The sequence below is a fragment of the Pseudoxanthomonas sp. SORGH_AS_0997 genome (assembly GCF_031453535.1).
Classification (GTDB): Bacteria; Pseudomonadota; Gammaproteobacteria; order Xanthomonadales; family Xanthomonadaceae; genus Pseudoxanthomonas_A; species Pseudoxanthomonas_A winnipegensis.
The window spans coordinates 1,642,369-1,663,291 of sequence record NZ_JAVIZI010000001.1 but is presented as its reverse complement, the minus strand read 5'-3'; the positions used below and the strand labels follow the sequence as shown (position 1 = coordinate 1,663,291).

Sequence of the window (20,923 nt, the reverse complement as noted above, 5' to 3'; positions counted from 1 at the left end):
CGTCCGCGTTGGCTCACGCCTAACTTCTCCACGCGCACTGCTGCGCTCAGACTTCCAGCGAGGCCAGGTCTCCCTTCGTCTCCAACCACGCCTTGCGGTCGCCGGCGCGCTTCTTGGCCAGCAGCATGTCCATCAGGCCGGTAGTCTGCTCGGCGTCGTCCACGGTCAGCTGGACCAGGCGGCGGGTGTCGGGGTGGATGGTCGATTCGCGCAGCTGCGAGGGATTCATCTCGCCCAGGCCCTTGAAGCGGGTCACGTTGACCTGGCCCTTGAGCTTCTCGCGCGCGATCTTCTCCAGCAGCAGGCGCTTCTCCTCTTCATCCAGCGCGTAGAACACCTGCTTGCCCACGTCCACGCGGAATAGCGGCGGCATCGCCACGAATACGTGGCCGGCGGCGACCAGCGCCGGGAAATGCTTGAGGAACAGGGCCGAGAGCAGGGTGGCGATGTGCAGGCCGTCGGAGTCGGCGTCGGCCAGGATCACCACCTTGCCGTAGCGCAGGCCGGAGATGTCGTCCTTGCCCGGGTCGCAGCCGATGGCGATGGCCAAGTTGTGCACTTCCTCGGAGGCCAGCACGCTGCCGGAGGCCACTTCCCAGGTGTTCAGGATCTTGCCGCGCAGCGGCATGATCGCCTGGAAGTCCTTGTCGCGCGCCTGCTTGGCGCTGCCGCCGGCCGAGTCGCCTTCCACCAGGAACAGCTCGGTGCGCGAGAGGTCCTGGCTGATGCAGTCGGCCAGTTTGCCGGGCAGGGCGGGGCCGGAGGTGACCTTCTTGCGGACGATCTGCTTCTCGGTCTTCAGCCGCGCGCTGGCGCGGTCGATGGCGATCTGGGCGATCTGCAGGCCGGTCTCGACATGCTGGTTGAGCCACAGGCTGAAGGCGTCGTGCGCGGCGCCCTCGATGAAGCCTGCGGCCTGGCGCGAGGACAGGCGCTCCTTGGTCTGGCCGGAGAACTGCGGGTCGGTCATCTTCAGGCTGAGCACGAAGGCGACCCGGTCCCACACGTCCTCCGGCGCCAGCTTGATCCCGCGCGGCAGCAGGTTGCGGAAGTCGCAGAACTCGCGCAGCGCATCGGTCAGGCCCGAGCGCAGGCCGTTGACGTGGGTGCCGTGCTGGGCTGTGGGGATCAGGTTGACGTAGCTCTCCTGCACCAGCTCGCCTTCCGGCACCCAGGCCACGGCCCAGTCCACCACCTCGGTGTCCTTCTTCAGCACGCCGACGAACAGCTCGGCCGGCAGCAGCTCGCGCCCGGCCAGCTCGCCCTTGAGGTAGTCGCGCAGGCCGTCCTCGTAGTGCCAGCTGTCCTGCTCGCCGGTGGCCTCGTCGAACAGCTTGACCGTCAGGCCCGGGCACAGCACGGCCTTGGCGCGCAGCAGGTGGCGCAGGGCGCGCACGTTGATCTTGGGCGTGTCGAAGTACTTCGGGTCGGGCCAGAAGCGCAGGCGCGTGCCGGTATTCTTCTTGCCGACCGTGCCGACCACCTCCAGCGGGCTGGCGCGGTCGCCGTCGCGGAAGGTGATGCGGTGCTCGGCGCCCTCGCGCTTGATGTGGATCTCCACCAGCGTGGACAGCGCGTTGACCACGCTCACGCCCACGCCGTGCAGGCCGCCGGAGAAGGTGTAGTTCTTGTTGCTGAACTTGCCGCCGGCGTGCAGGCGGGTCAGGATCAGCTCGACGCCGGGGATCTTCTCCTCCGGGTGGATGTCCACCGGCATGCCGCGGCCGTCGTCGGCCACCTCGACGCTGCCGTCCTTGTACAGGGTGACCTCCACGGTCCTGGCATGGCCGCCCAGCGCCTCGTCCACCGAGTTGTCGATGACTTCCTGCGCCAGGTGATTGGGGCGCGAGGTGTCGGTGTACATGCCGGGCCGGCGCTTGACCGGGTCCAGGCCGGAGAGGACTTCGATATCGGCAGCGTTGTAGCGGGTATTCATTGAACTCGATCAGGTCGTGTGGGTGCCACGAAGGGCGGCAAGTGTGCGGTCTGGGGTCTGGATTTGCACGTTCGCGCGGCTTTGCCCTGGCTGTGGGCGCTGTGGAGGCGTGAGCGGGCCGCGCTTGCCGATACAATCGCCCGCCAGCGGGTGCGACGCGCGCCATCGGTGAGGAGATTGTCAGTGGTGCAAGTCGCCGCCCGTGAGACAGCGGGCGCCCCCGGCCAGGCCGGAATCCAACAGCTGATCGCCGCCGACGTCGGCGGCACCTACGCCCGTCTGGGCCTGGTCGAGCTTGCGCCCGGGCACGCGCCGCGGCTGCGGCTGCACCGGCGCTATGCCGGCGCCGATTTCCCCAGCCTGGCCGCCGTGCTGCTGCGTTTCGCCGAGGACCTGCGTGCCGCGGAAGATGCCTGCCCGACAGCCGCCGTCGTCGCCATCGCCGGCCTGCTGCAGGGCGATACGCTGCTCAACGCCAACCTGCCCTGGCCGGTGTCGCTGGCCGACACCCAGCGCCAGGCCGGCCTGCAGCGGCTGCACCTGATCAACGATTTCCAGGCCCTGGCCTGGGCCTTGCCGCACGTGGCCCTCGACCAGATCCGGCCGCTGACCGGCGAGCCGGCCACCGGCGTGCAGTTTCCTACGCTGCTGCTGGGGCCCGGCACCGGGCTGGGCGCGGCGCTTGCGATGCAGGGCCCGCAGGGCTTTGTCGTCTGGCCCAGCGAGGCCGGGCATGCCGCGCTGGCCGCGACCACAGACCTGGAGCTGGACGTGGTGCGCGTGCTGCAGCGCCGGTTCGGCCACGTGGACAACGAGCGCGCGCTGTCCGGCACCGGCTTGCTGCACCTCTACACCGCCCTGTGCGAACTGCGCGGCGCCACGCCGGCGTTCGCCACGCCCGCCGAGCTGGTGGCCGCGGCCGAGGACCGGCGCGACGCGCTGGCGGTCGAGTGCCTGGACCTGTTCTGCCAGTGGCTGGGCAGCCTGGCCGGGGACCTGGCGATCACCTTCTGCGCGCGCTCGGTGTACCTGGCCGGCGGTTTGGCAGGCCATCTGGGCCAGCACCTGGAGGCCGGCGGCTTTATGCGCCGCTTCCATGACAAGGGCGTGCTGTCCAGCGCGCTGCGGCAGGTGCCGGTGGCGTGCATCGCGCACGGACAACTGGGCATCATCGGCGCTGCCGCCTGGTGCGCGCCCCAGCCCGACCTCTTCTGACCCCACCGACCCCACGACGGAGCCCTGCCATGTCCACCCGCCGCACCTTCCTGCAGTCCTCGCTTCTGGTCGCCGGCGCGGCGGCGCTGCCGCGCGGCCTGGCCCAGACCGGCGCCAGCGGCGCCAAGGTGGTGTCGACCTGGGACTTCGGCGTGCCGGCCAACCAGGCCGCCTGGGCGGTGCTGGGCAAGGGCGGCAGCGCGATCGACGCGGTCGAGGCCGGCGCGCGCTGGGCCGAGACCGGGCAGTGCAATTCCACGGTCGGGCGCTGCGGCTATCCCGACCGCGACGGCCACGTGACCCTGGACGCCAGCATCATGAAGGGCGACGGCAGCTGCGGCTCGGTCGCGGCGATCGAAGGCATCGACCACCCCATCTCGGTGGCGCGCCTGGTCATGGAAAAGACCCCGCACGTGATGCTGGTCGGCGCCGGCGCGCAACAGTTCGCCGTCGAGCAGGGCTTCACCGTGCGCGACCTGCGCACGCCCGAGGCCGAGAAGGCCTGGAAGGAATGGCTCAAGACCTCCAAGTACGCGCCGGAGATCAACGTCGAACGCCGCGGCCTGCCCGGCAACAAGGAAAACCACGACACCATCGGCATGCTGGCCATCGATGCCAGCGGCAAGCTGGCCGGTGCCTGCACCACCAGCGGCATGGCCTGGAAGATGCGCGGCCGGGTCGGCGACAGCCCGATCATCGGCGCCGGCCTGTACGTGGACAACGACGTCGGCGGCGCCACCGCCTCGGGCGTGGGCGAGGAGATGATCCGCAACGCCGCCAGCTTTCTGGTGGTCGAGCTGATGCGCCAGGGCCGCAGCCCGGCCGAGGCCTGCCGCGAAGCCATCGAACGGGTGGTCGCCAAGCGCCCGGAGGCCAGCAAGACGCTGCAGGTGTGTTTCCTGGCGCTGAACAAGCACGGCGAGGTCGGCGCCTTCGCGCTGCACAAGGGCTTCGTCTACGCGGTCTGCGATGCGGCCAGGCAGGACGCGCTGCTGCCGTCGCCGTCGATCTACAGCACCGAGCAGACCTGAGCGGCATGGCGCAGCGGGTGAAGCTGGAGATCGCGGCCAACGCGCTGGAATCGGCCCTGGCTGCCCAGGCCGGCGGCGCGGACCGGGTCGAGCTGTGCGAGAACCTGGGCGAGGGCGGCTGCACGCCGTCCTACGGCACCCTGGCGCTGGCGCGCGAGCGGCTGTCGATCCCGCTGTACGTGCTGATCCGCCCGCGCGGCGGCGATTTCGTCTATTCGCCGGCCGAGTGGGAGGTGATGCGTCGCGATGTCGCCCTGTGCGTGCGCCTGGGCTGCGACGGCGTGGTGATCGGCGCGCTGACCGCCGGGGGCGAGATCGACACGGAGGGCTGCGCTTCTCTGGTCGCCGCGGCCGGGCCGCTGGGCGTGACCTTCCATCGCGCCTTCGACAGCGTGCGCGACCCGCAGCGCGCCCTGGAGCAGATCATCGCCCTGGGCTGCGAGCGCGTGCTGACCTCCGGCCAGGCCGCCGGCGCGCCGCAGGGCGCGGCGGCCATCGCCGCCGCCCGCGCACAGGCGGCCGGGCGGCTGTCGGTGATGGCCGGCGCCGGCCTGACCGTGGACAACGTGGCCGAGCTGGTGCGCCGCACCGGGGTGGGCGAGGTCCATGCCTCGGCCAAGGCCTTCCACGCCGGGCAGGGCAGTAGCGACCTGCCCGGACTCGAGGGCGGTTACTGGCGCACCGACGCCGATCAGGTGCGCGCCCTGCGCGCGCGCCTGGACGAAATCGCCGCAAACCAGGCCTAGCCTGCCGTCCGCCGCATTCAGGCCTGGCTGAACAAGCCCGGCGTAGCCTTGTCGCGTCGTCCAGCTGCGCCTTCGCGCGGCGACGCACCTTGAAGGAACCTCACAGGAGGCCCCATGAAAACCCGCACCGTCCTGTTGCTCGCCGGCGCCGTCGCCGCGCTGTCCTCCGCCGCCGTGGCGCTGGCCCAGTCCGCCGCGCCCCGGGTCGAAGGCAAGGCCAGCGCCGCGGCCAAGCCCGAGGACACCCGCAGCGAGGCCGAGAAGCGCGCCGCGCGCCGTGCCGCCAACGAGGCCCGCATGAAGGGCCAGGACCAGCACGCCCCGGCCCCGAGCGAAGAAGAGGAAGAGGAAGCCCGCAAGCGCTGATCCGTCCCTTTCGACCGTCCGCCCGCGCCCCGCTCGTCGGGGCGCGGGCGTTTTTGTAACCGCGCACGCGGATCGGAAAGGCCTTTTTCGCTCGCGAGGTTTGGCCGTCCGGTTCGGTGCCGGTAGACTATGGCTTTCCTGGAGCCCTCAGATCCATGACTCCCCTGATTTTCGTGACCGGCGGCGTGGTGTCCTCGCTTGGCAAGGGCATCGCCGCCGCCTCGCTTGCGTCCATTCTCGAAGCGCGTGGCCTGAAGGTCACGATGATGAAGCTGGACCCCTACATCAACGTCGACCCGGGCACGATGAGCCCGTTCCAGCACGGTGAGGTCTACGTCACCGACGACGGCGCCGAGACCGACCTGGACCTGGGCCACTACGAGCGCTTCGTGCGCACGCGCCTGAGCCGCAAGAACTCGGTCACCACCGGGCGCATCTACGAGAACGTCATCCGCAAGGAGCGCCGCGGCGACTACCTGGGCGCGACCGTGCAGGTCATCCCGCACATCACCGACGAGATCAAGCGCAGCATCGACGAGGCCGTGGCCGGCTTCGACGTGGGCCTGATCGAGATCGGCGGCACGGTGGGCGACATCGAGTCGCTGCCGTTCCTGGAGGCGATCCGCCAGATCCGCACCGAGCGCGGCCAGGAGAAGGCCGTCTTCATGCACCTGACCCTGGTGCCCTACATCGCCGCCGCCGGCGAGCTGAAGACCAAGCCGACCCAGCACTCGGTCAAGGAGCTGCGCTCGATCGGCATCCAGCCCGACGTGCTGCTGTGCCGCTCCGAGCAGGAGATCCCGGACGGCGAGCGCCGCAAGATCGCGCTGTTCACCAACGTCTCCGAGCGCGCGGTGATCAGCCTGCGCGACGTCGATGTGCTCTACAAGATCCCGCTGGGGCTGAAGGAGCAGGGCCTGGACCAGTTCGTGGTCGACCGCCTGAAGCTGCCGGCCAAGCAGGAGGCCGACCTGCGCGAGTGGGAGGCCGCGGTCGATGCGACCGTCAACCCGCTGGACGAGGTCACCATCGCGGTGGTCGGCAAGTACGTGGACCACAAGGACGCCTACAAGTCGGTCGGCGAGGCGCTCAAGCACGGCGGCCTGCGCCAGCGCACGCGCGTGAACCTCAAGTGGCTCGAATCGCAGGACATCGAGGCCGGCACCGCCGACCTGGACGGCGTGGACGGCATCCTGGTGCCGGGCGGCTTCGGCGATCGCGGCTTCGAGGGCAAGGTGCTGACCGCGCAGTACGCGCGCGAACACGGCGTGCCGTACTTCGGCATCTGCTACGGCATGCAGGCGGCGGTGGTGGACTACGCGCGCCATGTCTGCGGCCTGGCCGGCGCCAACAGCACCGAGAACGACAAGCAGTCCCCGCATCCGGTGATCGGCCTGATCACCGAATGGCGTACCGCCTCGGGCGATGTGGAAAAGCGCGACGAGCGCTCCGACCTGGGCGGCACCATGCGCCTGGGGCTGCAGGAGCAGCGCCTCAAGCCCGGCACGCTCGCCCGCGAGCTGTACGGCAGCGACGTGGTCGCCGAGCGTCATCGCCACCGCTACGAGTTCAACAACCGCTATCGCACCCAGCTCGAGGACGCTGGCCTGGTGATCAGCGCCAAGTCGATGGACGACACGCTGGTGGAGATGGTCGAGCTGCCGCGCGACAAGCACCCGTGGTACCTGGCCTGCCAGGCGCACCCGGAGTTCCTGTCCACCCCGCGCGAGGGTCATCCGCTGTTCGTCGGCTTCATCCGCGCCGCGCGCGAGCGCAAGGCCGGCGGCAAGCTGCTCAAAGAAGCCAGGGCGTGAGAGCGAGCAGTGAGCGCGGAGCAGTGAGGAGTGAGCCAAGGCCGTCGCCGCGCTCGCTTCCGCTCTTCGCTCACGCCTCTCTCCTCTGCGCTCACTCCTCCCAACGAGGCACCCAATGAAACTCTGTGGATTCGAGGTTGGCCTGGACCAGCCGCTGTTCCTGATCGCCGGCCCCTGCGTGATCGAGTCGATGCAGCTGCAGCTGGACGTGGCCGGCAAGCTGAAGGAGATCACCGGCAAGCTGGGGATGAACTTCATCTTCAAGTCCAGCTTCGACAAGGCCAACCGCACCTCGGGCACGTCCTTCCGCGGCCCCGGCCTGGAAGAGGGCCTCGAGGTGCTGGAGGCCGTGAAGCGGCAGATCGGCGTTCCCGTACTGACCGACGTGCACGAGTACACGCCGATGAACGAGGTCGCCGCGGTCGTCGACGTGCTGCAGACCCCGGCCTTCCTGGTGCGCCAGACCGACTTCATCCGCAACGTCTGCGCCGCCGGCCGCCCGGTGAACATCAAGAAGGGCCAGTTCCTCTCGCCCTGGGACATGAAGCCGGTGGTGGAGAAGGCCAAGTCGACCGGCAACCAGGACATCCTGGTGTGCGAGCGCGGCGCGTCCTTCGGCTACAACAACCTGGTCAGCGACATGCGCTCGCTGTCGGTGATGCGCGATACCGGCTGTCCGGTGGTGTTCGATGCGACCCATTCGGTGCAGCTGCCGGGCGGGCAGGGCACCAGTTCGGGCGGCCAGCGCGAGTTCGTGCCGGTGCTGGCGCGCGCGGCGGTGGCCGTGGGCGTGTCCGGCCTGTTCGCCGAGACCCATCCCGACCCGGCCCACGCGCTGTCCGACGGCCCCAACGCCTGGCCGCTGGACAAGATGGAAGCGCTGCTGGAGACCCTGCTGGCGCTGGATTCGATCACCAAGAAGAACGGCTTCCTGGAAGACGGCGTCAAGGCCTGATGCCGCCCGGTGCGCCCCCGTCGCGCGGGTTCGCCGGCCTGAGCCGCCTGGCCTGCGGCGCGCGTGCCGCCGCCGTCACCCGCCATTGCGGTGTCGGTCGAACGCTCGCCGACGAGGCGCGTCGGCTGATCCAGCGCCGCGCGGCGGCACCTTCTACAATCGCCCCTAGCTCGAACGCGCGCGTCGCCGCCTGGCCGACGCGCGCGGCCATGCCGGGTCTGCGGCCCTAGGCCCCAGGCCACTCCCCTCGTCCCTCATCCGATCGCTAGAGCCCAACCAGATCCCATGACCAACATCGCCAAGATCCACGCCCGCGAAATCCTCGACTCCCGTGGCAACCCCACGCTGGAGGCGGAAGTCACGCTCACCGATGGTTCCTTTGGCCGTGCGGCCGTGCCCTCCGGCGCCTCGACCGGCGCCAGGGAGGCGGTGGAACTGCGCGATGGCGACAAGACCCGCTACCTGGGCAAGGGCGTGCGCAAGGCGGTCGAGCACGTCAACACCGCCATCGCCAACGCGCTGACCGGCTTCGATGCGGTCGACCAGGAAGGCCTGGACCGCCGCCTGATTGATCTGGACGGCACCGAGAACAAGGGCCGCCTGGGCGCCAACGCGCTGCTGGGCGTGTCGCTGGCCAACGCCCATGCCGTGGCTGCCTCCGAAGGCAAGCCGCTGTGGCGCTACCTGGCCGACACCAGCGAGCATCCGGCCGACTGGCAGCCGACCCTGCCGCTGCCGATGATGAACATCATCAACGGCGGCGCCCATGCCGACAACAACGTGGACTTCCAGGAGTTCATGGTCCTGCCTGTCGGCTTCGCCTCGTTCTCCGAGTCGCTGCGCGCCGGCACCGAGATCTTCCACGCCCTCAAGAGCGTGCTCAAGGGCCACGGCCTGAGCACCGCGGTGGGCGACGAGGGTGGCTTCGCCCCGGACTTCCGCAGCAACGTCGAGGCGCTGGACACCATCCTGGAGGCCATCGGCAAGGCCGGCTACACCGCCGGCGAGGACATCCTGCTGGGCCTGGACGTGGCCTCCAGCGAATTCCACGACAACGGCAAGTACAACCTGGTGGGCGAGAACAAGCGCCTGACCTCCGAGCAGTTCGTCGATTTCCTCGCCGACTGGGTCGCCCAGTACCCGATCATCACCATCGAGGACGGCATGGCCGAGGACGACTGGACCGGCTGGAAGCAGCTGACCGAGCGCCTGGGCAAGACGGTGCAGCTGGTCGGCGACGATCTGTTCGTCACCAATCCGAAGATCTTCAAGGAAGGCATCGAGTCGCACACGGCCAACGCCATCCTGATCAAGGTCAATCAGATCGGCACGCTGACCGAGACGCTGGAAGCCATCGCCATGGCCCACCACGCCGGCTATGCGGCGATCGTCTCGCACCGCTCGGGCGAGACCGAGGACACCACCATCGCCGACATCGCCGTGGCCACCACCGCCACGCAGATCAAGACCGGCTCGCTGTCCCGCTCGGACCGCGTGGCCAAGTACAACCAGCTGCTGCGCATCGAAGAGGCGCTGGGTTCGGCCGCGCGCTACGCCGGTCGCAACGCGTTCGTGTCGCTCAAGCGCTGAGGGTGCGCGCGATGGGCCGGCGCCGCTTCCACCCCGTCCGCGGGGGCTGACATGGCCAAGTGGCGCTGGCTGCTGCTGGTGCTGGTGGGACTGCTGGCCTTCCTGCAGTACCACCTGTGGTTCGGGCGCGGCAGTTCGGGCGAGGTGATCGCCATGAAGGCGCAGGTGGCCAGCCAGACCCGCGAGAACGAGGGCCTGCGTGAGCGCAACGCGGCGCTGGCCGCCGAGGTCGAGGATCTCAAGTCCGGCGAGGCCGCGGTGGAAGAACGCGCGCGCAGCGAGCTGGGCATGATCAAGCCCGGCGAGAAGTTCTACCGCGTGGTCGACACCGCGCCGGCGCAGGGCGATGCGTTGCCCGCGCCGCCGTCGGCGCCTGCCGCCAGCGAGCCGGCGCCGATCTCCGAAGAAGACGCCGTGCAGGCAGAGGGCAATTGATGCGTGGGATCTGGGTGGTGATTCCCGCGGCCGGCCGCGGCACGCGCTTCGGCGGCGAGGTGCCCAAGCAGTATCTGGAAGTCGGCGGGCAGTCGGTGCTGGCCTGGACCCTGGCCGCGCTGCTGGGCCATCCGCTGGTCGAGGGTGCGGTGGTGGCCGTGTCGGCCGATGACCCATGGTGGCCGGGCTGGACCGCCTTCGGCGGCAAGCCGGTGCTGGCCTGCGTCGGCGGCGGCACGCGCGCGGCCTCGGTGCTGGCCGCGCTGCAGGCGCTGCCCGAGCACGTGCGCGCCGACGACTTCGTCCTGGTCCACGACGCGGCCCGGCCCAATCTGGCCGATGCCGATCTGGAGCGGCTGATCGAACGTGGCCGCGAGGACCCGGTCGGCGCGCTGCTGGCCGCGCCGGTGCGCGATACGCTCAAGCGCGCGGGCGATGACGGTGGCGTGGACGCCACCGAGCCGCGCGAGCGCCTGTGGCGCGCGCTGACCCCGCAGATGTTCCGCCGCCTGCAGCTGACCCGCGCCCTGGACGAGGCCGCCGGTGCCGGCATCGAGGTCACCGACGAATCGATGGCCATGGAGCGCCAGGGCCTGCGCCCGCTGCTGGTCGAGGGCAACGACACCAACTTCAAGATCACCACGCCGGGAGATCTGGACCGGTTCGCCTACATCGTGGGAGCCGGGACGGGAGACCGGGGACCGGTGACCCGGGAGGAGCGGGTACAGATGCCACAGCAACAGCAACAGCAGGATCATCGAACGGAGCAGGCTTCTGCTTCCCCCGGTCCCCGGTCCCCGGCCCCCGGTCCCGCCTTGCCCATCCGCATCGGCCAGGGCTTCGACGTCCACGCCTTCGCGCCCGATGGCGATCACGTGATGCTGGGCGGCGTGCGCGTGGAGCACAGCCGCGGCGTGCTCGCGCACAGCGACGGCGATGTGGTGATCCATGCGCTGTGCGACGCCATCCTCGGCGCGCTGGCGCTGGGCGACATCGGCCGCCACTTCCCGCCCACCGATCCGCGCTGGGAAGGCGCCGACAGCACGCAGTTCCTCGAGCACTGCGCCGGCCTGGCGCGCGCGCGCGGCTGGCAGGTGGGCAATGCCGATGTGACCGTGATGTGCGAGCGGCCCAAGGTCGGCCCGCACGCGCTGGCCATGTGCACGCATCTGGCGCAGGTGTTGGGCGTGGCCGCCGACGCGGTCAGCGTCAAGGCCACCACGACCGAGAAGCTCGGCTTCACCGGGCGCGGCGAAGGCATCGCCGCGCAGGCCGTGGTGCTGCTGGTGCAGGCCTAATTCGACCGACGGGTTGTAGAGCCGAGCTTGCTCGGCTGAAGCTTTCCCGGGAAGGCCTCAGCCGAGCAAGCTCGGCTCTACGGAATCGGGCGAGCGAGCCCCAGCCGAGCAAGCTCGGCGCTACGAGAATGCAAGCCCCCATGACCGAGACATCATCGCTTCCCCTTGCCTTCGGGCCGCCGGTGCTGGAGGCGGTGTTCCGCACCCAGCCGGAGGATTTCCAGGTCGACGAATGCGACGCCTTCGCGCCGCACGGCGAGGGCGAGCACCTGCTGCTGACGCTGCGCAAGCGCGGCCTCAACACGGCCGAGGTGGCGCGCACGCTGGCGCGCTGGGCCGGCATCGGCGAGGTCGGCATCGGCTACGCCGGGCTGAAGGACCGCCACGCGGTCACCACCCAGCGCTTCAGCGTGCACCTGCCCAAGCGCGTGGCGCCCGATCTGGCCACGCTGGCCACGCCCAACCTGGAAGTCGTCGAATCCGCCTGGCACAACCGCAAGCTGCCGCGCGGCGCGCTGGAGGGCAACCGCTTCACGCTGGTGCTGCGCCAGGTGCGCGGCGAGCGTGGGGCGATCGAGCAACGCCTGGGCGAGATCGCCGCGCGTGGGCTGCCCAACTGGTTCGGCGAGCAGCGCTTCGGCCGTGGCGGCGGCAATGTCGCCCAGGCCCTGGAAATGTTCGGACATGCCAGCTCCTCGCCCGAATCCGCCGCTGCCGGCGCGCGCGCTGCGAGGAGGCCCATCAGGCGCGAGCAGCGCTCGCTGCTGCTGTCGGCGGCGCGCTCGGAGCTGTTCAATCGCGTGCTGACCGCGCGCGTGCTCGATGGCAGCTGGGAGCGCGGCCTGGACGGCGAGGTCTGGATGCTGGCCGGCAGCCGCAGCGTGTTCGGGCCGGAACCATGGAGCGCGGCGCTGGCCGATCGCCTGGCGGCGTTCGACATCCATCCCAGCGGCCCGCTGTGGGGCGAGGGCGCGCCGCGCGTGGAAGGCGCCTGCGCCGCGCTGGAAGCGCAGGTGCTCGGCGAAGGCGACGGCCCCGCGCTGCGCGCCGGCCTGGAGGACGCGCGCCTGAAGCAGGAGCGCCGCGCCCTGCGCCAACGCGCCGATGATCTGCAGTGGAACTGGCACGACACCGATACGCTCGAACTGCGCTTCGGCCTGGCGCCCGGCAGCTACGCCACCGCGCTGCTGCACGAGCTGGGCCCCGTACGCGAGGCGAACCGCATCGTCTGAGCGAAGCGGCTGGGTGGCGCATCACGCGTCGCCACGCGGTCCCGGGCTGGCCTGCGCATCGGCCTGCTGCGCCTGCAGAAAGACCTCCGCCTGCGCCTGGAAGGCGCGCTGGAACGCCGGCCGCGCGGTGCCGCGCGCCAGGTAGTCGAGCAGGTTGGGGTGTTCCTCCAGCAGCGTCGAGCCCTGCAGCCGCAACAGCACGCTGAGCATCAGCAGATCGCCGGCGCTGAACTCGCCGTCGAGCCACGGGCTTTGGCCCAGATGAAGGGACAGCTCGCCCAGGCGCTGGCGCACGCGCTTGTCCAGCGTCTCCAGACGTTCGGCGAACCACGGCGTTTCGCGCTCCAGAACCACGCATAACGCGCGCTCGAACACCGGCGGCTCGATCGTGTTGAGCGCGGCGAACATCCACGACACCGCGCGCAGCCTGGCGTCGGCCGCCTCGGGCAGCAGGCCGGGATGGGTCTGGGCGATGTGCAGCACGATCGCGCCGGACTCGAACAGCACCAGCCCGTCCTGTTCATAGGTGGGAATCTGGCCGAAGGGATGGCGCGCCCGGTGGGCCGGCTGTCGCATCGCCTCGAAGGACAGCAGGCGTACCGCGTAGGGCTGGTCGACTTCCTCCAGCGCCCAGCGCACGCGCATGTCGCGGGCCAGGCCGCGCCCGCGGTCGGGCGAGCGTTCGAAGGCGGTGATCGTCGGAAGCATGGGAAATCCTCGATGTGAAGTGGCTGGCGCCCCCATCGGTCGTTCCCGCCAAAGCGCGGACCCGGCGACTCGTGCGTGGCAAGCCGAAGATCGCGGGTTTCTGCCTTCGCGGGCACGACGCGCTTCGCTTTGCCGCTTTGGGGTGGGGCGATTCCTCGCGGCGTCGGTCTGTGTTGCCGGTCCATCCCGCACGACGTGCGGGCGGGCGGCAGATCGACACGTCAGGCTTGCGTTTGGCGCTTCAGCGCGCCGCCAGCAGCACCAGCACCGCGCCGGTGCCGCCCTGCGCGGGCGGCGCGGAGTGGAAGGCCAGCACGTCGCTGCGCTGGCGCAGCACGCGGTCCACCACGTTCTTCAGCACCGGGATCTCCGCGTCCGAGCCCAGGCCCTTGCCGTGGATGATGCGCACGCAGGCGCTGCCGCTGCGCTGGGCGTTGCGCAGGAACAGGCGCAGCGCCGTCTCGGCCTGGCCGGCGGTGGCGCCATGCAGATCCAGTTCGTCCTGGACGGAGAACTGGCCGCGCTTGAGCCGGTTGAACACGGTCACCGGCAGCGCCTCGACGCGATGCGCCAGCACATCGCCCGCGCCGATCGGCATGGCCTCCAGCGCCTGGCGGAATTCGCTCATCGCCGCGCGCTCGTCGGCCTGGGCCATGCGCGCGGCCGGGCGCGGGCGCGGCCCGCGCGGCGGCGTCGGCGCGTCGTCCAGGCGCCGCACCGGGCCGATGGCCGTGCGGAACAGGTCGCTGTCGTCGTCGTCGCGCGCGTCGCTCATACAGGCAGGGTACGTGGCCGGGCGCGTCGCGCAAGGGCGAAGCGCGCGGATCGATCCGGTATCATCCGATGCGCATCAAGAAGGAACCCCATGCGCGTATTGGTCTCAAACGACGACGGTGTCGACGCCCCCGGAATCCGCATTCTCGCCGAGGGCCTGCGTGACGCCGGTCATGAAGTCTGGGTGGTGGCGCCCGACCGCGACCGTTCCGGCGCCAGCAACTCGCTGACGCTGGACCTGCCCATCCGCGTGCGCCAGCTGGACGCGCACACCATCCGCGTCAACGGCACGCCCACCGACTGCGTGCATCTGGCGCTGACCGGCATGCTGGACTTCGATCCGGACATCGTCGTGTCGGGCATCAACAACGCCGCCAACCTGGGCGACGATGTGATCTATTCGGGCACCGTGTCGGCGGCGATGGAAGGGCGCTTCCTCGGCCTGCCGGCGGTCGCCGTCTCGCTGGTCACGCAGGATCATCAGCCTCGCCATTTCGAGACCGCCGCGCGCGCGGCGGTGGACATCGTGGCGCGGCTGGCGGCCGATCCGCTGCCGGCCAACACCATCCTCAACGTCAACGTGCCGGACCTGCCGTGGGAGCGCATCCGCGGCTACGAGGTCACGCGCCTGGGCAACCGCCACCGCTCGGAGGCCTGCCTGCCGCAGAACGACCCGCGCGGCGGCACGGTCTACTGGATCGGCCCGGCCGGCCCGGAACAGGACGCCGGCGTGGGCACCGACTTCCACGCCGTGCGCAGCGGCGCCATCTCGATCACGCCGATCCACGTCGATCTGACCCGCTACCAGGCCCTGGAGACCGTGTCCGGCTGGGTCAGCGGGCTCAGCGCGGGCCTGGAGCCGGCGGCATGACCCCACGCCTGCGTGTGCCGGCGGCCGAGGCGGCCGGCTCCGGCATGACCTCGCAGCGCGTGCGCGACCGCCTGGTCCAGCGCCTGCGCGAGGGCGGCATCGTCGACGAGCGCGTGCTCAACGCGATCGGGACCGTGCCGCGCCACCTGTTCGTCGACGAGGCGCTGGCCACGCGCGCCTACGAGGACACCGCGCTGCCGATCGGCCACAGCCAGACCATTTCCCAGCCCTGGGTGGTGGCGCGCATGACCGAGCTGCTGCTGACCGGGCGCAGCCCCCGGACCGTGCTCGAAGTGGGCACCGGTTCGGGCTACCAGGCCGCGGTGCTGGCGGCGCTGGGGCTGGAGGTCTACACCGTCGAGCGCATCGGCGACCTGCTGCGCCTGGCGCGCAAGCGCCTGCGCCAGCTCGGCATGAACGTGCGCAGCAAGCACGACGATGGCCGCGTCGGCTGGCCCGAGCAGGGTCCCTTCGATGCCATCATCGTCACCGCCGCCGGCCCGGCGCTGGTGGACGCGCTGATCGATCAGCTCGCGCCCGGCGGCGTGCTGGTGGCCCCGGTGGGCGGCAGCGCCTCGCAGTCGCTGGTGCAGGTCACCCGCGATGCGGACGGCCAGCTGCAGCAGGCCACGCTGGCGCCGGTGATGTTCGTCCCCCTGCTGTCTGGAACCCTCGACTGATGCAGCTGTTCGGTCCGCTCTACGCCCGCGCCATCGCCTGGTCGCGGAACCGGCACGCGCCGCGGCTGCTGTTCGGCCTGAGCTTCATCGAGGCGATCTTCTTCCCGGTGCCGCCGGAAGTGATGCTGGCGCCGATGGCGCTGGCCCAGCCCAAGCGTGCGTTCTCCTTCGCCGGCATCAGCCTGGGCGGCTCGCTGCTGGGCGCGCTGGTGGGCTATGCGCTGGGGCATTTCGCCTACGCGGCGGTGCAGCCGCTGATCGATGCGCTGGGCTGGCGCGCGGCGGTCGATGGTCAGGTCGCGCATCTGCGCGAGCTGGTGGCGCAGTCGCCGTGGCGCGCGTTCTGGCTGCTGGTGCTGGCCGGGTTCACGCCGATCCCGCTGAAGATATTTACGTGGGCCTCAGGCATCGTCGGAGTGCCGCTGCTACCGTTCATTGCCAGCATGGTGGTCGGACGCGGAAAGCGCGTGTTCCTCATCGCGCTGGCGTTGCGTCTGGGCGGGGCACGGGCCGAAGCGGCCCTGCGCCGCTGGATCGAACCGGTCGGCTGGATCGCCAGCGTGCTGCTGCTCGGTGTCTTGGCTTGGCTGGCCTGGAGGGCAAAGAACGGATGAGATTCGGCATGGACCTGGGGCTTGGCCCGACACGACGCGTGGCGCCGCTGGCGCTGCTGATGGGCACGGCGCTGGCGCTGGCCGCGTGCAGCAGCACCGTCACCCGCACCTCCGGCCCTGCTTCGCGCCCTGGCGTCGGTGGCGGGACCAGCGCGCCGCGCGCGGTCGTCTCCAAGCCGCAGTACGGCAAGAGCGTCACCGTGCAGCGCGGCCAGACGCTGTACCGCATCGCCACCGACAACGGCATCGCGCCGGCCGATCTGGCCGCGTGGAACGGCCTGTCCGCGCCTTACACCATCTACCCGGGCCAGTCGCTGCGGCTGTTCCCCTCCAATGGCGCGCGTCCGGGCACCACGGTGGCCACCGGGCGTCCCGCCACATCCGCGCCCGCCGGTGCCACGCCGACGCCGGTCGCCGCGCCGCCGCCGGTCAAGAGCGATATCGCCTGGCGCTGGCCGGCCGACGGCCAGATCGTCGGGCGCTTCGTGCCCGGCGATGCCTCCAACCAGGGCGTGGACATCGCCGGCAACGCGGGCGATGCGGTGCGGGCCACCGCCGATGGCGTGGTCGTGTACTCCGGCGCCGGGCTGGTCGGTTACGGCGAGCTGATCATCGTCAAGCACTCCGAGGCCTGGCTGTCGGCCTACGGCCACAACCGCAAGCGCCTGGTCAACGAGGGGCAGCGGGTCAAGTCCGGCCAGCAGATCGCCGAAATGGGCCGCAGCGGCGCCTCGCGCGACATGCTGCACTTCGAGATCCGCTACAACGGCAAGCCGGTCGACCCGCTGGGCTATCTGCCGCCCAAGTAATCGCGCGGGACCACCCCGGGGCAGTTGAGACTCTTTGCCGGTGAGGCTCTGTGCCGGCCTGTCTCCTCAAAACCTCGCGACCTGCCTGTAGAGCGGAGCTTGCTCCGCTGCTCTTCGTTCGGTTCGTGGGAAGGCCCCAGCGGAGCAAGCTCCGCTCTACAGGCGGCTGCGCCCGGTCGGGTCGGGCGTGGTCGGCGACGTCCGCGCTCCGGCTCCGCACTGCGTCGGGAAGCCAAAAAGCAAAGGCCGGCATTGCCGGCCTTCTTCGTGTCCGCCACGGGAGCGCGCCTCAACCGCCGAGGATGAACCCGGCCGCCACGCGCCGGCCTTCGCCGGCCAGGATGTGGTAGGTGCGCGCCGCGGCGGCGTTGGCCATGACTTCCAGGCCGATGCCGCGGGTCAGGCACGCGGCCATGACCTCGGCCGAGGGGAAGATCTGCCGGCTGCCTGTGCCCAGCAGGACGATCTCCGGGTTCAGCGCCAGCAGCGGCTGCAGCGCGGCCACCTCCAGCGCGGCGGCGTCGGCCACCGGCCAGTCGGTCTGCAGGGAGTCCGGGGTGAGGATGAAGCTGGCCCGCAGCACCTGGTCGTTGACCGTGGCGCTGGCGCCGTCGGCCGCGCGCAGGCTGTAGGCGTAATCGGGACGTTCGTGGCTCAGTTGCATGGCGGCTCCCGTCTGGGCTGGGCGCGGGACCGGCGGGGAACGGCGCGCCGAAAGGGGGACTTCAGGCCCGCGGCAGGACGATCGTGCGCTTGTCGCGGCTGGGGCGGTACAGCACGGCCACGTGGCCGATGCGCTGGACCAGGGCGGCGCCGGTGCGCTCGACGACGCTGTCGATCATCGCGTCGCGCACCTCGCGGTCCGCGGCGGCGATCTTCAGCTTGACCAGCTCGTGGCGCTCGAGCACCTCGTCCAGCTCGGCGTAGAACGCCTCGGTCAGCCCCTTTCCGCCGGTCTGCAGCAAGGCCTTCAGCCCATGCGCCTGCCCGCGCAGGAAACGGTTCTGGGCGGCGGTCAGGACAACGGACATGCAAGGCACTTGGGGGTGGTGGAGGGCGATCAGCGTATCATGGCCCCCTGTTTTCCATCCCGATCACGCGGGCGTGCGCGCCGCGCAAACCGCCGTCCCCATGGCCAAACGCAGTCAAAGCAGCCAGCGCTGGCTCAAGGAACACTTCTCCGACCCCTACGTCAAAAAGGCGCAGGCCGAGGGGCTGCGTTCCCGCGCCGCCTACAAGCTGGAGGAGCTGATCGAACGCGACCGGCTGCTCAAGCCCGGCATGACCGTGGTCGACCTGGGCGCCGCGCCTGGCGGCTGGTCGCAGTACGTGCGCCAGGCCATGGGCGACAACGGCCGGGTCGTGGCGATGGACATCCTGGACATGCCCTCCCTGGCGGGGGTGGAGTTCCTTCACGGGGACTTCAGGGAGCAGGCCGTGTTATCCCAGCTGGAAGCCATGCTGGGCGGGGCGCAGGTCGACCTTGTGCTTTCCGACATGGCCCCCAATAAGAGCGGTGTGGATGCGGTGGACCAGCCGCGGGCGATGCATCTGGCGGAACTGGCGATGGATTTCGCCGACCACCATCTGCGCACCGGCGGGGCTTTCCTGATCAAGCTGTTCCAGGGCGTGGGCTTCGACGATTACATCCGCGACCTGCGCAAGCGGTATGACAAGGTCGTCATCCGCAAGCCGGACGCCTCGCGCAAGCGGTCGCCGGAAGTGTACGCACTGGGGCAGGGCAAGCGCGCCCAGCCCAAGTGAACCGGACGAGCGGGCCGGTCAGACAATTTCGCTTTAACGTGTAGTGCCAGAGGACCACCCAAGGCCATGAGGATGAACGACTTGACCAAGAATCTGCTGCTGTGGGTCGTAGTGGCGGTGGTGCTCATGGTGGTGTTCCAGAGCTTCTCCCCGCGCCCGGGCGCGGGGCCGGGCAGCAACCAGCTCACCTACACCCAGTTCGTCAACGACGTGAACAACGGGCAGATCAGCTCGGTGGAGTTCACCAACAAGGGCGACCAGAAGACCAACGCGATCAGCTACAAGCGCACCGACGGCACCCAGGGCCTGGTGTTCGGCCCGACCGACGAGAGCCTGGTCAACGTGCTGATCGCCAAGGGCGTGAACATCAGCCAGCAGGAGCCGGACAGCGGCATCTCGCTGGCCGCGATCCTGCTCAACTTCCTGCCGGTGCTGCTGATCATCGGCTTCTGGATCTTCATCATGCGTCAGATGCAGGGCGGTGGCGGCGGGGCCAAGGGCGCGATGTCCTTCGGCAAGTCGCGCGCCAAGCTGCAGGGCGAGGACCAGGTCAAGGTGACCTTCGCCGACGTCGCCGGCTGCGACGAGGCCAAGGAGGAAGTGGGCGAGCTGGTCGAGTTCCTGCGCGACCCGACCAAGTTCCAGAAGGTCGGCGGCAAGATCCCGCGCGGCGTGCTGATGGTCGGCCAGCCCGGCACCGGCAAGACGCTTCTGGCCAAGGCCATCGCCGGCGAGGCCAAGGTGCCGTTCTTCTCGATCTCCGGTTCGGACTTCGTGGAAATGTTCGTCGGCGTCGGCGCCAGCCGCGTGCGCGACATGTTCGAGCAGGCCAAGAAGCACGCCCCGTGCATCATCTTCATCGACGAGATCGACGCGGTCGGCCGCCATCGCGGCGCCGGCCTGGGCGGCGGTCACGACGAGCGCGAGCAGACCCTCAACCAGCTGCTGGTGGAGATGGACGGCTTCGAGGGCGGTGAGGGCGTGATCATCATCGCCGCGACCAACCGTCCCGACGTGCTGGATCCGGCGCTGCTGCGCCCGGGTCGCTTCGATCGCCAGGTTGTGGTCGGCCTGCCGGACGTCAAGGGCCGCGAGCAGATCCTCAAGGTCCACATGCGCAAGCTGCCGCTGGCCGACGACGTCGATGCGATGATCGTCGCGCGCGGTACGCCGGGCTTCTCCGGCGCGGACCTGGCCAACCTGTGCAACGAGGCGGCGCTGTTCGCCGCGCGCGGCAACGAGAAGGAGGTCCGCATGGACCACTTCGACCGCGCCCGCGACAAGATCCTGATGGGCGCCGAGCGCCGCTCGATGGCCATGAGCGAGGACGAGAAGACGCTGACGGCTTATCACGAGGCCGGCCACGCCATCGTCGGCCGCGTCGTGCCCGAGCACGACCCGGTCTACAAGGTCACCATCATCCCGCGCGGTCGCGCGCTGGGCGTGACCATGTACCTGCCCGAGGGCGACAAGTACAGCTACAACCGCACCGCGATCGAGTCGCAGCTGTGCTCACTGTACGGCGGCCGCGTCGCAGAGGAACTGATCTTCGGCACCGACAAGGTCACCACCGGCGCGTCCAACGACATCGAGCGCGCCACCAAGATGGCCCGCAACATGGTCACCAAGTGGGGCCTGAGCGACGAGATGGGCCCGATCGCCTACGGCGAGGAAGAGGACGAGGTGTTCCTGGGGCGTTCGGTGACCCAGCACAAGAACGTCTCTGACGCCACAGCGCGCAAGATCGACGAGGTCGTGCGCGGGATCCTGGACAACGCCTACCAGCGCACCACCAAGATCCTGACCGACAACTTGGACAAGCTACACACGATGGCCAAGCTGCTGCTGCAGTACGAGACCATCGATGCGCCGCAGATCGACGCGATCATGGAAGGCCGCGACCCGCCGCCGCCGGCCGGCTGGAGCAAGACCAACAACGACAACAACGACCGCGGTGGCGGCAGCAAGCGGCCCCTGCCGCCGATCGCCGGCCCCGCTGCGCAGACCTGAGGGCCTGGCGCAGATGTCAACGAAAGGCCGGGATCAGTCCCGGCCTTTTGCTTTGTCACCACCGACCGATCACGA

At 70.1% G+C, this 20,923-nt stretch carries 21 protein-coding genes and 1 pseudogene; 17 read left to right on the top strand and 5 right to left on the bottom strand.

Annotation, left to right across the window (positions count from 1 at the left end):
* Positions 1–46: 46 nt before the first annotated feature.
* Positions 47–1,936 (bottom strand): DNA topoisomerase IV subunit B, encoded by a 1,890-nt coding sequence (gene parE / locus QE438_RS07425; RefSeq protein WP_306991421.1) that lies wholly within the window; start codon positions 1,934–1,936, stop codon positions 47–49.
* A 186-nt stretch (positions 1,937–2,122) separates the two neighbouring features.
* On the opposite strand from parE, the gene QE438_RS07420 reads away from it, so the two are divergent.
* The 11 genes and pseudogenes from QE438_RS07420 (at position 2,123) to truD (ending at position 12,618) form a co-directional block, all read left to right on the top strand.
* On the top strand, positions 2,123–3,151 hold the full coding sequence (locus QE438_RS07420; RefSeq protein ID WP_306991423.1) for a glucokinase: 1,029 nt from the start codon (positions 2,123–2,125) through the stop codon (positions 3,149–3,151).
* A gap of 29 nt (positions 3,152–3,180) precedes the next feature.
* A complete protein-coding gene (locus QE438_RS07415) occupies positions 3,181–4,182 on the top strand; it encodes a N(4)-(beta-N-acetylglucosaminyl)-L-asparaginase (protein WP_130533396.1) in 1,002 nt (333 codons plus the stop codon).
* 5 nt (positions 4,183–4,187) lie between these two features.
* Positions 4,188–4,928, top strand: a complete 741-nt coding sequence (locus QE438_RS07410) for a copper homeostasis protein CutC (RefSeq protein ID WP_306991425.1) — start codon at positions 4,188–4,190, stop codon at positions 4,926–4,928.
* 114 nt (positions 4,929–5,042) lie between these two features.
* Positions 5,043–5,294: a hypothetical protein gene (locus QE438_RS07405; RefSeq protein ID WP_306991427.1), complete on the top strand. Its 252-nt coding sequence runs from the start codon at positions 5,043–5,045 to the stop codon at positions 5,292–5,294.
* A 155-nt stretch (positions 5,295–5,449) separates the two neighbouring features.
* Entirely contained in the window at positions 5,450–7,108 is a 1,659-nt protein-coding gene (locus tag QE438_RS07400; protein WP_130521388.1) for a CTP synthase, read from the top strand.
* Positions 7,109–7,223: 115 nt separating this feature from the next.
* Entirely contained in the window at positions 7,224–8,063 is an 840-nt protein-coding gene (kdsA, locus tag QE438_RS07395) for a 3-deoxy-8-phosphooctulonate synthase (protein WP_307183974.1), read from the top strand.
* Positions 8,064–8,348: 285 nt separating this feature from the next.
* Positions 8,349–9,653, top strand: coding sequence for a phosphopyruvate hydratase (gene eno, locus QE438_RS07390; protein WP_130521393.1), 1,305 nt, complete (start codon positions 8,349–8,351; stop codon positions 9,651–9,653).
* Between the two features lie 51 nt (positions 9,654–9,704).
* The gene (ftsB, locus tag QE438_RS07385) at positions 9,705–10,088 is read left to right on the top strand and encodes a cell division protein FtsB (protein WP_130521395.1); all 384 of its coding nucleotides are present in this window, start codon (positions 9,705–9,707) and stop codon (positions 10,086–10,088) included.
* Positions 10,085–10,759, top strand: a pseudogene (ispD, locus tag QE438_RS07380) (2-C-methyl-D-erythritol 4-phosphate cytidylyltransferase); the annotation flags it as partial. The gene ftsB and the pseudogene ispD, both read left to right, overlap by 4 nt.
* Positions 10,760–10,903: 144 nt before the next feature.
* Positions 10,904–11,386 carry a 2-C-methyl-D-erythritol 2,4-cyclodiphosphate synthase gene (gene ispF, locus QE438_RS07375; RefSeq protein ID WP_286577732.1) on the top strand — a complete coding sequence of 161 codons (483 nt, stop codon included), beginning with the start codon at positions 10,904–10,906 and terminating at the stop codon, positions 11,384–11,386.
* Between the two features lie 140 nt (positions 11,387–11,526).
* Positions 11,527–12,618: a tRNA pseudouridine(13) synthase TruD gene (gene truD, locus QE438_RS07370; protein WP_306991430.1), complete on the top strand. Its 1,092-nt coding sequence runs from the start codon at positions 11,527–11,529 to the stop codon at positions 12,616–12,618.
* A gap of 21 nt (positions 12,619–12,639) precedes the next feature.
* Here truD and QE438_RS07365 read toward each other — a convergent pair whose 3' ends face one another.
* Both QE438_RS07365 and QE438_RS07360 read right to left on the bottom strand, forming a co-directional pair.
* On the bottom strand, positions 12,640–13,326 hold the full coding sequence (locus tag QE438_RS07365) for a glutathione S-transferase family protein (protein ID WP_306991432.1): 687 nt from the start codon (positions 13,324–13,326) through the stop codon (positions 12,640–12,642).
* Between the two features lie 241 nt (positions 13,327–13,567).
* Positions 13,568–14,101 carry a Smr/MutS family protein gene (locus QE438_RS07360; RefSeq protein WP_130521402.1) on the bottom strand — a complete coding sequence of 178 codons (534 nt, stop codon included), beginning with the start codon at positions 14,099–14,101 and terminating at the stop codon, positions 13,568–13,570.
* Positions 14,102–14,191: 90 nt separating this feature from the next.
* On the opposite strand from QE438_RS07360, the gene surE reads away from it, so the two are divergent.
* Genes surE through QE438_RS07340 form a run of 4 tightly spaced genes read left to right on the top strand, consistent with a single transcriptional unit; the run spans position 14,192 to position 17,074 of the window.
* Positions 14,192–14,971, top strand: a complete 780-nt coding sequence (gene surE, locus QE438_RS07355; RefSeq protein ID WP_130533389.1) for a 5'/3'-nucleotidase SurE — start codon at positions 14,192–14,194, stop codon at positions 14,969–14,971.
* Entirely contained in the window at positions 14,968–15,651 is a 684-nt protein-coding gene (locus tag QE438_RS07350) for a protein-L-isoaspartate(D-aspartate) O-methyltransferase (protein ID WP_130521406.1), read from the top strand. The genes surE and QE438_RS07350 overlap by 4 nt, the downstream gene beginning before the upstream one ends.
* Positions 15,651–16,265 (top strand): YqaA family protein, encoded by a 615-nt coding sequence (locus tag QE438_RS07345; RefSeq protein WP_130521408.1) that lies wholly within the window; start codon positions 15,651–15,653, stop codon positions 16,263–16,265. The genes QE438_RS07350 and QE438_RS07345 overlap by 1 nt, the downstream gene beginning before the upstream one ends.
* A gap of 8 nt (positions 16,266–16,273) precedes the next feature.
* Complete coding sequence (locus QE438_RS07340; RefSeq protein WP_130533388.1) at positions 16,274–17,074, top strand: peptidoglycan DD-metalloendopeptidase family protein; 801 nt, start codon at positions 16,274–16,276, stop codon at positions 17,072–17,074.
* Between the two features lie 289 nt (positions 17,075–17,363).
* Here QE438_RS07340 and QE438_RS07335 read toward each other — a convergent pair whose 3' ends face one another.
* Together QE438_RS07335 and yhbY are read right to left on the bottom strand one after the other, a co-directional pair.
* On the bottom strand, positions 17,364–17,738 hold the full coding sequence (locus QE438_RS07335) for an Mth938-like domain-containing protein (RefSeq protein ID WP_130521411.1): 375 nt from the start codon (positions 17,736–17,738) through the stop codon (positions 17,364–17,366).
* A 61-nt stretch (positions 17,739–17,799) separates the two neighbouring features.
* The gene (yhbY, locus tag QE438_RS07330; RefSeq protein ID WP_306991437.1) at positions 17,800–18,105 is read right to left on the bottom strand and encodes a ribosome assembly RNA-binding protein YhbY; all 306 of its coding nucleotides are present in this window, start codon (positions 18,103–18,105) and stop codon (positions 17,800–17,802) included.
* A 100-nt stretch (positions 18,106–18,205) separates the two neighbouring features.
* Here yhbY and rlmE point away from each other — a divergent pair, with 100 nt between their 5' ends.
* Together rlmE and ftsH are read left to right on the top strand one after the other, a co-directional pair.
* A complete protein-coding gene (rlmE, locus tag QE438_RS07325; RefSeq protein WP_130521466.1) occupies positions 18,206–18,838 on the top strand; it encodes a 23S rRNA (uridine(2552)-2'-O)-methyltransferase RlmE in 633 nt (210 codons plus the stop codon).
* 72 nt (positions 18,839–18,910) lie between these two features.
* Positions 18,911–20,848, top strand: a complete 1,938-nt coding sequence (ftsH, locus tag QE438_RS07320; RefSeq protein ID WP_165394525.1) for an ATP-dependent zinc metalloprotease FtsH — start codon at positions 18,911–18,913, stop codon at positions 20,846–20,848.
* The last annotated feature ends 75 nt before the right edge of the window (positions 20,849–20,923 follow it).